The organism is Kaistella carnis, from assembly GCF_003860585.1.
Taxonomy (GTDB): Bacteria; Bacteroidota; Bacteroidia; order Flavobacteriales; family Weeksellaceae; genus Kaistella; species Kaistella carnis.
In genome coordinates this window covers 3101739-3114063 of the sequence record NZ_CP034159.1, presented here as the reverse complement: position 1 = coordinate 3114063, position 12325 = coordinate 3101739, and the positions used below count along the sequence as shown (strand labels likewise).

11 protein-coding genes and 3 tRNA genes are annotated in these 12325 nt (G+C 36.9%); 3 read left to right on the top strand and 11 right to left on the bottom strand.

Going from position 1 to position 12325, the window contains the following annotated elements; genetic code table 11:
• Window positions 1–4: 4 nt before the first annotated feature.
• From glmS to EIB73_RS14445, 3 genes are read right to left on the bottom strand one after another with little or no spacing between them, the layout of a single operon-like run.
• The gene (gene glmS, locus EIB73_RS14455) at window positions 5–1858 is read right to left on the bottom strand and encodes a glutamine--fructose-6-phosphate transaminase (isomerizing) (RefSeq protein ID WP_125025940.1); all 1854 of its coding nucleotides are present in this window, start codon (window positions 1856–1858) and stop codon (window positions 5–7) included.
• Window positions 1859–1879: 21 nt separating this feature from the next.
• Complete coding sequence (locus EIB73_RS14450; RefSeq protein WP_125025939.1) at window positions 1880–3445, bottom strand: DUF4270 family protein; 1566 nt, start codon at window positions 3443–3445, stop codon at window positions 1880–1882.
• Window positions 3446–3459: 14 nt separating this feature from the next.
• Window positions 3460–4230 (bottom strand): glycogen/starch synthase, encoded by a 771-nt coding sequence (locus tag EIB73_RS14445; RefSeq protein WP_125025938.1) that lies wholly within the window; start codon window positions 4228–4230, stop codon window positions 3460–3462.
• 197 nt (window positions 4231–4427) lie between these two features.
• On the opposite strand from EIB73_RS14445, the gene panC reads away from it, so the two are divergent.
• Window positions 4428–5276 (top strand): pantoate--beta-alanine ligase, encoded by an 849-nt coding sequence (panC, locus tag EIB73_RS14440; protein WP_125025937.1) that lies wholly within the window; start codon window positions 4428–4430, stop codon window positions 5274–5276.
• Between the two features lie 89 nt (window positions 5277–5365).
• Here panC and EIB73_RS14435 read toward each other — a convergent pair.
• From EIB73_RS14435 to EIB73_RS14425, 3 genes are all read right to left on the bottom strand, one after another.
• Window positions 5366–5438: transfer RNA gene (locus EIB73_RS14435), tRNA-Lys, on the bottom strand.
• A 68-nt stretch (window positions 5439–5506) separates the two neighbouring features.
• Window positions 5507–5589 (bottom strand) — tRNA-Leu (locus tag EIB73_RS14430).
• A gap of 50 nt (window positions 5590–5639) precedes the next feature.
• Window positions 5640–5712: transfer RNA gene (locus EIB73_RS14425), tRNA-Lys, on the bottom strand.
• A gap of 107 nt (window positions 5713–5819) precedes the next feature.
• On the opposite strand from EIB73_RS14425, the gene EIB73_RS14420 reads away from it, so the two are divergent.
• Window positions 5820–6329 (top strand): shikimate kinase, encoded by a 510-nt coding sequence (locus EIB73_RS14420; RefSeq protein WP_125025936.1) that lies wholly within the window; start codon window positions 5820–5822, stop codon window positions 6327–6329.
• Window positions 6330–6339: 10 nt separating this feature from the next.
• On the opposite strand, the gene EIB73_RS14415 is transcribed toward EIB73_RS14420, so the two are convergent.
• The gene (locus tag EIB73_RS14415) at window positions 6340–6777 is read right to left on the bottom strand and encodes an RNA-binding S4 domain-containing protein (protein WP_125025935.1); all 438 of its coding nucleotides are present in this window, start codon (window positions 6775–6777) and stop codon (window positions 6340–6342) included.
• Between the two features lie 59 nt (window positions 6778–6836).
• Between EIB73_RS14415 and EIB73_RS14410 the strand changes: the two genes are divergently transcribed.
• On the top strand, window positions 6837–7556 hold the full coding sequence (locus EIB73_RS14410) for a hypothetical protein (protein WP_125025934.1): 720 nt from the start codon (window positions 6837–6839) through the stop codon (window positions 7554–7556).
• Between the two features lie 69 nt (window positions 7557–7625).
• Here the strand turns inward: EIB73_RS14410 and recO are convergent, their stop codons facing one another.
• Genes recO through EIB73_RS14390 form a run of 4 tightly spaced genes read right to left on the bottom strand, consistent with a single transcriptional unit; the run spans window position 7626 to window position 12259 of the window.
• Window positions 7626–8315, bottom strand: a complete 690-nt coding sequence (gene recO, locus EIB73_RS14405; RefSeq protein ID WP_164467904.1) for a DNA repair protein RecO — start codon at window positions 8313–8315, stop codon at window positions 7626–7628.
• A complete protein-coding gene (gene porZ, locus EIB73_RS14400; RefSeq protein WP_125025932.1) occupies window positions 8315–10543 on the bottom strand; it encodes a type IX secretion system anionic LPS delivery protein PorZ in 2229 nt (742 codons plus the stop codon). Before porZ ends, recO begins: the two co-directional genes overlap by 1 nt.
• 2 nt (window positions 10544–10545) lie before the next feature.
• Window positions 10546–11496, bottom strand: a complete 951-nt coding sequence (locus tag EIB73_RS14395; RefSeq protein WP_125025931.1) for a bifunctional metallophosphatase/5'-nucleotidase — start codon at window positions 11494–11496, stop codon at window positions 10546–10548.
• Window positions 11489–12259 carry a 5'-nucleotidase C-terminal domain-containing protein gene (locus tag EIB73_RS14390; RefSeq protein ID WP_125025930.1) on the bottom strand — a complete coding sequence of 257 codons (771 nt, stop codon included), beginning with the start codon at window positions 12257–12259 and terminating at the stop codon, window positions 11489–11491. The genes EIB73_RS14395 and EIB73_RS14390 overlap by 8 nt, the downstream gene beginning before the upstream one ends.
• Window positions 12260–12325 lie beyond the last annotated feature (66 nt).

The following is a 12325-nucleotide window of genomic DNA, read 5'->3' as shown; positions in this document are numbered from 1 at the left end:
TTTTTTACTCCACTGTAACTGATTTTGCCAGGTTTCTTGGCTGATCTACGTTCGCACCACGGTATACTGCGATGTAGTAAGAAAGCAACTGCAAAGGAACTGAGGCAATGATTGGGGAGAAACATTCAGACGTTTCCGGAAACTCAATTACGTAATCTGCAACAGATGCTACCTGGGTATCTCCTTTGTTAACTACGGCAATGACTTTTCCTTTTCTGGCCTTAATTTCCTGAACATTACTTACGATCTTATCGTAATGACCTTGTTTAGGAGCGATAATTACAATAGGCATATTCTCATCGATCAAAGCAATTGGACCATGTTTCATTTCCGCTGCCGGATAACCTTCTGCATGGATGTAAGAAATTTCTTTCAATTTTAAAGCGCCTTCCAAAGCGGCAGGGAAGTTATATCCTCTTCCTAAATAAAGGAAATTTTGAGCATCAACAAAATTCTTGGCAATTTCCTTCGTAATTTCATGCGTGGTGTCTAAAACCTCCTGAACTTTTTGAGGAATAGTATCCAATTCAGAGATTAAACGCATAAACTCTTGATTACTCAAGTGTCCGTTATGTTTACCTAATTTTAAAGCAATTAAAGAAAGTACGGTCAACTGTGCAGTAAATGCTTTGGTTGAAGCAACACCGATTTCCGGTCCTGCGTGAGTGTAAGATCCTGCATCTGTAACTCTGGAAATTGAAGAATCAACAACATTACAAATACCATAAACAAAGGCTCCTTTTTCTTTCGCCATTTTAATTGCTGCCATCGTATCGGCAGTTTCTCCAGATTGAGAGATGGCGATAACGATATCTTTTTCGCTAATAATTGGGTTTCTGTATCTAAATTCGGAAGCATATTCTACTTCTACAGGAATTCTTGCAAATTCCTCGATAAGGTACTCACCAATAAGACCAGCGTGCCATGAAGTTCCACAGGCAATAATTGTAATTTTTTGCGCTTGGTTTAATCTTTCCAAATTATCCCAAATTCCCGCCATTTTTATAATTCCCTCTTCAACCAATAATCGACCTCTTAAAGTATCATGAATAGATTTTGGCTGTTCAAAAATTTCTTTCAACATAAAATGCTCGAAGCCTCCTTTTTCAATTTGCTCTAAGCTTAGTTTCAGTTGCTGAATCTCCGGAGTAATCTGAGCATTGTCCTTAATATTTCTAATATCAACTCCATTTTCTAAGGAAATTGTCGCCATGTGACCTTCTTCCAGATAAACTGCTTCCTTTGTAAACTCCACGAAAGGAGAAGCATCTGAAGCGATAAAGTATTCTCCCGTTCCTAATCCAATTGCAAGTGGTGATCCCAATCTGGCTACAACGAGCAAACCTGGAAAATCATCATGCATTACGGTGATTGCGTAGGCTCCGAAAACTTCATTTAAAGCATATCTTACAGCGGTTGGGAAATCCAGCTCGGTATTTACATCCATAAAATACTGGATCAAATTAACCAGCACCTCGGTATCTGTTTCTGACTGAAAAGTAAAACCTTTCGCCGTCAACATTGTTTTTATGGTATCATAATTTTCAATAATTCCATTATGAACCAATGCTATTTTACCGTTATTTGAAAGATGAGGGTGAGAGTTCCTGTCACTAGGAACTCCGTGAGTTGCCCAACGGGTATGTCCCATTCCTACTTTTGATTTTCCCTTTAGATTTTTAGAGATCGCAACTAAATCTTCAACTTTACCCTTTGTTTTAGCAACACTGAATTCCGAGTTATCATTATCTAGAACAATTCCTGCACTGTCATATCCTCTGTATTCTAATCTGCGAAGTCCGTTTATTACGACTTCATAAGCATCCTGAAAACCTGTATAACCTACAATACCACACATATTATATATCTTAAATTTTTATTATTGTTTTTGACCGTACGTCAGAATTAATTTAGCACTTTTTTCATTTCCTGGATCGGTCCCAACAAACACAGCTCTGTTAGGAGTAAAAGCACGAGTATTAAAATTTTGTGAACCTTCGTTTGGAAACTGAGCTCCCAACAAAGCACCATTCACATCAGAAGTATAAGTTCCTACATTAAGAACAAAATGCGCGGACTTTTTCTCTCTTTTTTCTATGATATTTTTAAATGTTTGCGTAATGCTTATATCATAATAAGCAGGATTTTTTTCTAAATCATAAGCTTTCACCAAGGTATAAAGACCTGACCCATATAAAGCGTTCATATCTTCCAGAAAAGAACCGAGATCTACTTTATTCACTTTTTCTCTCACGACAAAGCTGGACGGCTTCAGGTAATCATTGCTCCAACTGTTTACATCAGTATAAATTCTCAACTTTGCAGATACAATTCCAATCTTGTTGTTTTCATAGAGTGCGCTGATTGCATCTAAAGTTCCTTCAGGAACTTTTAAACCTAATCCAGGACCACCCATTCCCTGAGCGTAAATTTTAGAGACGCCCAATATCGAATCTGATGGCATTAATGGTCTGTACGCCGCCAACTTATCAAGATCTGTCTCAATTTGACTAAAATGTACATTCGGGCTACCTGCATTCATTGCATAAGCATTCTGCTCTCTTGTCGTCTCACCGTTTACGACTTTATCATTAGTGTAATAAAGATTAAGCTCTACAGTACTTGGATCGAAACTTAAAATGTAACCATCATCTTCTTGAACAGAAATCTTAATTCCCTTAAAGTATCTAATGAAAGATGCAGCATCTGCAAGTTCTGGAGATGAAGCTTTTGAAATTATTTTATTTGCAATAAATGTACTGTCCAGAGGAATTCTAATGGCAGCTGCTCTCTCCAACAAAACAGTATTATCTGTGTCTTTAAGCACTTTAACTGACTTTATGGTACCATCAAACGAGGTCGCACCAATTACAGCCCCTGTATTAACAAGTTTATTTGATCTAACTTGTGTCGCACTGGACCCTAAGAAATCCGTTACTTCCTCTACTTTGATATTAAAAATAGTTTTACCTAAAATTTTAGCTTTACCATATTTTGAAACGGGGTAGCTCTTAATTTCCATTTTAGCTGGAACAGCCCCTTTCGGATAAATATAATCTTCATTGGTAACCGTCGTAACAGAATCTGCCGAATATTGTGGCTTGATGACCAATACTGCAGAATCTAAAACTGCATTGGTACCAAAATTTGGATTACCTCCGTTCAAACGAACCTGCGTAACAAATGCTGATTTCTGCAGTCCAAACTGCGGCTCTTTAAAAGCGCCAAGTGTAGCAGCCTGAAGTCGGGATGCATCTGTTCTCACAGAATCATTATTATCAACGGTGTATGCGATCAGCGGGTAAGAAGTTTCTACACCCTGCGCTCCGTCTTGAAAAAACTGAGAACCTAAACGATCAGCGTCAGGTTCACAATTGAATAAAATCATACTTCCAATCACCATGGTTGCGGCAATCTTGAAGAATTCTTGAATATTTCTTATCATTAAATGTAAATTGATTAGTATAACTTGTTGATTGATTCCGCGTCGATGTACTCGGATTTTGTAGTGGTGGTTTTTGCAAAAGCGTCGTCCAGATCTTTCTCTAAAAACTCATCTCCTTTGATAACCATATCAACCAAATCCATACTTTCGATAACGAATTTCTGAAAACTTGGTTCATTAAACGCTTTTAATCCCGTAATATTGTCGAACTTCATTTTTTGTTCTACTGTTTTCGATAACGGTAAATCCTCTTCATTGTACACAGAAAGCACAATTTTAGAATCATTAAAATAGGAATCGTTTTTATAGAATGTTTTTAAATATACCGGAATGAAAGAAGCCATCCATCCATTAAGATGAATAACATCAGGTACCCAGTTTAGTTTTTTAATAGTTTCAATAACGCCACGGGCAAAAAAGATTGCGCGCTCATCATTGTCTTCAAAAGCAGCACCGCTGTCATCAATATAAAATTGTTTTCTCTTGAAGTACTCCTCATTATCGATGAAATACACTTGTAGTCGCTCACCTGGCAAGGAGGCTACTTTAATGATCAAAGGCTGATCAAGGTCGTCGATGATTATATTCATTCCAGAAAGACGAATCACTTCATGAAGCTGGAATTTCCTTTCACTAATTTGGCCAAATCTTGGCATAAACACTCTTACATCATTTCCATCCTGATGCATTTTGAGCGCCATCTTACTTACCATAGTCGCCATACTGCTATCTTCCTGATAGGGGAACATTTCTGTGGTGACATATAAAATCTTTTGGTTCGGCATAAATTCTAACGTTTCTTCTAATTTTAAGGCAGAAAATTCTACGGTGCAAAATTACGAAATTTTAAACTAATATTTTTTAATTAACATTAATTAATACTTATAAAATAAAAAGAGTGTAATTTCCTAAAATATTTAACGATAACCAGCCTTTTGTTTTGCGGGAAATTATTATTTTTACCATGATTATTAAATAAACTATGAAAATCTTCAGAGATAAAAAAACGTTGACCGATTATATTGAGCGTCAGAAGGAAATGGGTAAAAAAATCGGTTTTGCTCCAACCATGGGCGCACTCCATCAGGGGCATCTGTCTTTGTACGAAAAGGCAGAGAAGGAAAACGATCTGGTAATTTCATCTATTTTTGTAAACCCGACACAATTCAACAATCCAATTGATCTGGAAAAATATCCTAGAAATGTAGAACGGGATTTAAAACTGCTGGAACAAAGTGGCTTTGTTGATGCCGTATACCTCCCCCAAGTTGAAGATCTCTATCCTGAAGGTTTAAAAAGCAAATCTTATGATTTTGACGGATTAGAAAACGAGATGGAAGGAAAGTTCCGTCCCGGGCATTTTGATGGTGTTGGTACTGTAGTGGAAGAACTGCTGCGTCAGGTTAAACCGGACCATGCCTATTTCGGGGAAAAAGATTACCAACAATTGGCAATTATCGCGAAGCTAACAGAGAAGTTAAAATTACCGGTAAAAATTAACGGCGTTCCTATTTTCCGCGAAAAAAGTGGTTTGGCGATGAGCTCACGAAATGAGAGATTGACGCCAACACAAAGAGAAGCCTCTAAAATAATCCATGAAACATTAATAAAAGTAAACGAATGGTTTAGAATTATCACAGTACCCGAAATCAATAAGAGGGTCAAAGAAATATTTGAAGATCAGCGTGGGATGACTTTGGAATATTTTGAAATTGCAGACGAAAAAACCTTGAAAGAAACCGATTTTTTTTACAAAGACAAAGATTACCGAGCGTTTATCGTTGTATTTGTAGATGATGTACGGCTGATTGACAACATGCACTTGGATTAAAAATCAAAAGTCTTCCTGACGGGAAGACTTTTGAACACCAAATCACAAAATATTAATATGAAAAAAATTTACCCCGAAGAGTAAATTTGTGACCCGGCTGGGATTCGAACCCAGGACCCATACATTAAAAGTGTATTGCTCTACCAGCTGAGCTACCGAGTCGGTTTTTTATATGAATGATGATTTATAAAAATATATAATCCAAAGATCAATCATCACTAATTATTGTGTGCCTGCGACTGGACTCGAACCAGCACATCCTTAGGAAACCACCCCCTCAAGATGGCGTGTCTACCAATTTCACCACGCAGGCAAAAAAAAACCGTCACGTCGTTAAAAAACGAGACGGAGTTGTTTTGCTTGTGACCCGGCTGGGATTCGAACCCAGGACCCATACATTAAAAGTGTATTGCTCTACCAGCTGAGCTACCGAGTCGGTCACCACTAAATTTGAAGAATTGTATTCTCGTTTTAGAGTGGTGCAAAGATACTTATTTTTTTAAAATCTCAAAATTTTTTTGGTAATTTGTACAAAATAAAATTATGATTATTTCACTCATCGGTTATATGGGCAGCGGCAAATCACACATTTCCAAAGTTTTGAGCCAAAAAATGTCATTAAAATTAATTGACTTAGACAAGGAAATTTTTTTGAAAAACGGAATGACAATACCCGAGATTTTCGAAAAAAAGGGAGAAATCTACTTTCGAAAAGAAGAAAGACGCCTTTTAGAAGAAATACTGAACACCGAAAAAAACTGTATTTTAAGTTTAGGCGGTGGTACTCCTGCTTATTTTAACAATATGGAGCTCATTAACGAAAAAAGTGAAAGCATTTATTTGAGAACAACGGTAAAAACGCTCACTGAACGGTTGTTAAAACAGAAGCAGAAACGGCCACTCATTGCAAAAATACCGGACGAACAATTACCTGAATTTATTGGTCAGCACTTGTTTGAAAGACAATTATTCTATTCGAAGGCGAAACATACCGTTATCACAGATTCAAAAGTTCCAGATGATATTGCTGCTGAGATTGCCGCTCTGTTTTAATACACCGTGTTTAATCCGTTTGTGAATCATCTACGTCACTGAAAAATAAATCCCAGTCTCCTTCTCCCATATCGGAATGCTGCTCTCCCACGACAAAACCGTCCAGATCGCGACGGTCTTTTTTGGTTGGCCTGCCTTCTCCTCTATTGCGATAATGTTCCTGACTAAGATTTCTTAATTTCAGAATTTCGTATTGCTCTTTTTCGGTCTTATCTTGAATATGAAGCGAAACTAACTTCGCACCGATCCTACTTTTGGGAATTTGGAGGACCTTCATTTGGTAATCGATCTGGTTCTTTCGAATTTTGATCACATCACCTTCCCGAACTTCCCGGGAGGACTTTACAGGTTGTCCTGCCAGCGACACCCGATTCTTTTTAATTTCATCGGCAGCAATGCTTCGGGTTTTGTAAAATCGAACACACCATAAAAATTTATCGATTCTCATATTTTATTTATACTTTTGCTGGATTAAAAAATTTTAGCAATTTAATGATAATATTAAATATGAAAAAAGTATTCCTGTATCTCGCTATGGCCTCAGTCGCACTTACATCTTGTAGAAAAGACGAAGATGTTGTAGAGCCTGAAGTAAGTATAGATACACAAAATAGCTACGACGACCAAGCCGCAGCAAAATATCTGGAGACGCATTATTTCGATGCCAAAGGAAATGTAAAGGATTTTGTAGAAACTGATACAGTTAATGTAAAATTATCTGATCTAAACCCAGTGACGTTACCTTCAGGAGTAATTTATGTGATGAGACCCGACGCTCAACCGGTTGATGGAACGCCAATCAGACCTTATGACGTGCTTAGTTTAATGAGCAACAGCGTAACATACATCGCAAATAGTGTAGACAACAAAGTCTCTTTTGGATCTGCATTCACATTTAGAAATACTTTGGCAGGGTCCGGAATTCCAGAGTTAGACCCAGCTTATTTTTACGTTAAAGAATCCGTTTTAAACGCAGCTACCCAAGATGTAGCTAAACAGAGAAGTTACTACGAAATCGAAGGACTTAGAGAAGCTTTGGAAAAATTTCAAGCTTACAATATTCCGGATGAAAGTGATTACAATTTACAAGGACTGATTATTGTTCCTTCCCGTGCCGCTTTTGCACGTGATCCGCATTTTAACTATAGTGGAATCAGTTTTAGAAACAGAAGTTTTATCTTCAATTTCCAAGTATATAAATCTGTTTATTCAGCGACACCACGTTAAGAATATCCCACAGTTCAAGAAAAAGTTCCTCAGTTGAGGAACTTTTTTTTGAATACTGATTGAGAGATTTCATTCAAAAATCTGGCGTACGACCGCCAACGACTTTGGGATATAAAATCCATTTATATGATATTGACAATAGATCATTAAACTGTCTAAAAAGGCACTTCTTTCGTCCCGTTTCAAACGAATGTTATAAGCTTGTTCTGCATCTAGAAAACGCTTCCAAACCAACGAAACAGTATTATTAAAGAAGGTATGAGATATTTGCTCCTCAAACCGGCCGCTTTCGGGATTTAAAAAAGGGTACTTTGAAGGAAGTGGCGCAATTCCAGAAAATTCTAAAAAACGGAAAATAAAGGATAAATAACCATCGTAATTCTGTGTACTGACTTCTTCTCTTAAGGATTCTATTTCATTAAACAGCAAGTGATTAGCACTTTCATCCCGCAGAACCTGATGTAAAAAATCTGCGGTAAAAAACAAGATCGAATTCATGGCTACAACATTAAAATCATAATGATCCGGCGCCATTTCAATTTTCGATACTTTTAAAATGTTATTTTCAGAATTCGATTTAGAGGTTGTAATAATTAATCGGTTTAGAGGAAAAAGGTATGGTTTCTTCTTATTTTTGGTAGTGTAAATTCCTTTTACAAAAAAACTGGTGAATCCATTTTCTTCAGAAAAACAATGCAATACAGCGTCATGATCACCATATTTCAAATAGGAAAGAAGAAAGCAGGTTTGGGTTTGCATTAATTTACAACACCTATTTTTGCGGTAGCAGTGTCTGTACCATCTTCGTTGGTCATTAAAACAAAATAAATTCCCGAGGCAACACGAACGCCACGCGTATTCGCTAAATTCCATTCGTAAGATCCGCCACGGGCAACTGCCTGATGAACCAAATTTCCTGCAGCATCGGTAATTCTGATGTTTGTTTTGGCAGCTAAACCGCGTATTCTTACATTCCCCTTATATTGCGCATAAACCACAGGATTTGGATAGACGAGAACGTCGCCAAAATTTTCCGTAACCTCTAAAACATCGCCCTGGTAAACCACTATCCCATCTAAAGTGACGAAATACACTTTACCCGATTTACTGTCTACTTTAATATCCGTTACGCTATTGGTAGGAAGCGGGGAATTCGCGCGCGTAAACTGCGCAAGAGTCTTCTCGCCATTTGAACTTAAATAGAAAACACCTCCATCATCAATCGAAACCCATTTCTGATTGCCGGAATCCACCTCAATCTGTAGAATATTACTGTCTCTGAACAGCTCTTCTCCAACTCCATTTTCTTCGATTATAATAGGTTCTGCCTGTGGATTAGTCTCATCAAAAACAGACGACGGATTTGAAAGAACCCTAATTCCACTGATTGTACCTATCCATAAATTGTCATTCTTATCCAATTTAGCAGAAACAACTTGATCAGCGGGCAGATTGTTCGATTTTTTTAATATTTTCGACCGATCATCACTTATTGTACCTGGCGTATTTTTATAGTCATACATCAGCAAACCACCGCCGGTGTAAGGAGAAGGAATATATAAGACCCCTTCATTTGCAAATGGTTTCTGCACAGATTTTCCAGATACTACATTTACCAATGAGAATTTATCGGCACCAGCATTATATAAATAAAACCCAATAAGAGCGTCGTTTTTTGCACTAGAAACAAAAAGTTGATTATTTTCGTCGAAAGTTAATCCTCCAAAACGATTATAGAAAGTGCCAACTGTTTCATAATTTTTTACAAACTCATTATTCTTCATCCGATAGATGCCCATATTATTATCGACAAAGGTTTGATTAACAAAAAACACTTCGTCTGGTTTTACGGGATTAATAACTGCATCTAAGACATTTAACGGTCCTTGAAAGTTTTTAAAGTAATCTGGATAAACCCATGATTTTCCATCAAAATGATAATAGCCCAAATTTCTGTAGGTCGGGACATTATAATCACTTCTTCCGCCCGTAGAAATTACGATTTGATCGCCCTGTAAATCCATTTTATACGAAGTGTTGCTAAAAGGACCATCAGGCTTTAAATGATCTCCCGCTTCGTTAAGCATCCCGGAGAATTTTGAACCTGCATAAATATTTGACTGTGAAAAGAAAGCTGTGTTTAAATTTTCATTCGCATTAAAAGATTTTACAGGACTTCCTGCGGTATTAAAAACGGTGACCTTATTTAAATCGGTAACAATAATATTTTCTGCAGTTACTACAACATCCTGAATAATTGAAAAGCTCGTAGAAAGCGCAGTAAAAGTTGTGCCCGCACCATAATACACTTTATTAGTATTAGCATCAGCATATGCGATTACATTTCCATTTGACACTTGACTGAAATTACCCGCAGCAACCGTATTCCAAGTATTAAATATGGGAAAAGTAACACTTAAATCATGCGACATTAATCCTGTAGAAGTTGCGGCATACACAATATTATCCCTAATAACGGCTTCTTTTGCTCCTTTATAAACACCGTTTGTCATGAAAAATGCGGAATCTCCAAATTCCTTTCGATCTAATTTAAAAATAGAAACTCCGTATCCAGCTGAAATAACCGCTAAATTTCCTGTTATGGAAATATGGTTGATTTTTTTATCACCGGTATATCCTGTCGCGATAGGAATGTCGACCACATAAGTAATTCCTTCCGGGGTAATCACGTCCAAAGATCCATTTTTGTAGCCAACCAAGCCGGTTTTGGTTTCAGGGTTATAATCGAACGCTGTAATTTTAACTTCGTGCAGTCCGTTAGCTTTTGACAATTTAGAAATTTCCCCAGAAGAAGGCGTATAGAAGAAAATCCCGTTTTCGGTTGCAGCAATCATTTTCCCTGCCTCTTCGCGAATGGCCAAAACATTATTGTAGGAAAACAGATCAGACCATTTACTGGATGAAATCGACTGCGCAAAAATTTGCACGGAAAGAATACAAAATAAAAACGGTAATATTTTTCTCATTGTTATACTAAAATGGTATCATCTATAACTTGATTATTCCAGGAAATATTTTTCACGCTTTTGTTTTTATCGAAATAAAAGTTGATTTTGCCTAAAAGCAATCCTGCCCAACCAACTTGATTCACCAAAACATTTTTTCCTTTTCTGTTCATAAATGATTGTGGCTCGGGCAAAAAAGTATGGGTATGACCACCTAAAATTAAATCAATACCATCAGTCTTTGCAGCTAAAATTTTGTCTGAAACTTTCTCCGGATTGTCTTTATAATCATATCCAATATGAGACAAGCAAATCACCAAATCACATTTCTTTTCATTCCGTAAAAAATCGGAATAATGCTGTGCAATTTCAATCGGATCTAAGTAAGCGGTTTCGCCATAATCTTTCTTACCAACCAATCCTTCCAATTGAATTCCTACTCCAAAAACCCCAACTTTAATTCCGTTTTTATTAAAGATTTTGAAAGGTTCTGTTTCTCCGTCTAAAATGGTATTTTTAAAATCATAATTGGAGCAAATAAATGGAAATTTAGCCACCGGTCTTACTTTCTTAAAACCTTGTAATCCATTATCAAAATCGTGATTACCCATAGTTGATGCATCATAACCCATCATCGACATCAATTTAAATTCAAGTTCACCACCAAAAAAATTAAAATAAGGGGTTCCCTGAAAAATATCTCCGGAATCCAGCAAAAGAATATTTTTTTCTTCACTTCGAATTTTCTGAATTAAAGCTGCCCGTCTTGCAAAACCACCCTGATTGGGATTTCTTGTATAACTGGCATCAAAAGGTTCAATTCTACTGTGTTGATCGTTTGTATGAAGAATAGTGAGCTGATATTCCGAAGCGCTACTTAAAGCATTAAAACTTTCGGCCATCAAAAAATTAGGCGCCATGGTCATTGCTAATGTTCCCCCACCCACGGTTTTTAAAAACTGTTTCCTATTCATCGGTTTTGTTCTTTTTATTTTTAAAATTAAGGCGTCTGTCAGTTGGCACTTTTACTTCCGGATTGGCAATAAATTTTTCCAGAAACAAATCACGTAATTTAATTCCCGTTGCGATCATTTCGCCTTTCTTAAAATAATCCATATTATCTCCACCAAAAGCCAGATAATCTGAAGTCGCGATATAATAAGTTTTCGTAGGATCTAGTGGTTTTCCATTGATAAGCTTTGTTGTAATTTTATCATGATCTGTCTCGATCACAATATGTGAAACAGGATTGTTTTTCTGAGTTTTCAAGTAGTAATCAAAAAGACCCTGCATATCGCTGCCTTTCATTTTCATAATCATGACTTCATTTTCGAAAGGCATTACTTCATAAATCTGTCTGGTCAAAATATCCCCGGCTGCAATCGTGGTACGGATACCACCAATATTAATGACGGCACCGTCAACTCCTCCTGGAATTCCATTTTTTTTCGCCCAGTCATCAGCGCCTTCAAAAGTATAATCTGCGAGCAGATTTCCCAGATTGCTGTCATCTCCACTTTTTGTTAAATCAACCGAAGTATGAGAGATTTTGGTATTCATCTTTCCCTCCAGTTCCTGTTTATAAGGAGCGATAACGGTGTTGAAATTTTGATCTTCCGGTAAATCTTGCGATATAGATATGTTTTTCTCGGTTTGTACCTTGGCAATATTCAGCGGCGTTTTACACGACAAAATCGCGAAAAGCGCTAAACCCGAGATCAGATATTTGTTTTTCATGAACCTGTAAGCTATTCCTGCAAATATAAAGATATGAATATAAACTTGTTCTAGTTTTTAATAAAT

Bases quoted from the DNA above. Each gene is read 5' to 3' on its own strand.
- glmS (WP_125025940.1), bottom strand. From the start codon at position 1,858: ATGTGTGGTATTGTAGGTTATACAGGTTTTCAGGATGCTTATGAAGTC.
- EIB73_RS14450 (WP_125025939.1), bottom strand. From the start codon at position 3,445: ATGATAAGAAATATTCAAGAATTCTTCAAGATTGCCGCAACCATGGTG.
- EIB73_RS14445 (WP_125025938.1), bottom strand. From the start codon at position 4,230: ATGCCGAACCAAAAGATTTTATATGTCACCACAGAAATGTTCCCCTAT.
- panC (WP_125025937.1), top strand. From the start codon at position 4,428: ATGAAAATCTTCAGAGATAAAAAAACGTTGACCGATTATATTGAGCGT.
- EIB73_RS14420 (WP_125025936.1), top strand. From the start codon at position 5,820: ATGATTATTTCACTCATCGGTTATATGGGCAGCGGCAAATCACACATT.
- EIB73_RS14415 (WP_125025935.1), bottom strand. From the start codon at position 6,777: ATGAGAATCGATAAATTTTTATGGTGTGTTCGATTTTACAAAACCCGA.
- EIB73_RS14410 (WP_125025934.1), top strand. From the start codon at position 6,837: ATGAAAAAAGTATTCCTGTATCTCGCTATGGCCTCAGTCGCACTTACA.
- recO (WP_164467904.1), bottom strand. From the start codon at position 8,315: ATGCAAACCCAAACCTGCTTTCTTCTTTCCTATTTGAAATATGGTGAT.
- porZ (WP_125025932.1), bottom strand. From the start codon at position 10,543: ATGAGAAAAATATTACCGTTTTTATTTTGTATTCTTTCCGTGCAAATT.
- EIB73_RS14395 (WP_125025931.1), bottom strand. From the start codon at position 11,496: ATGAATAGGAAACAGTTTTTAAAAACCGTGGGTGGGGGAACATTAGCA.
- EIB73_RS14390 (WP_125025930.1), bottom strand. From the start codon at position 12,259: ATGAAAAACAAATATCTGATCTCGGGTTTAGCGCTTTTCGCGATTTTG.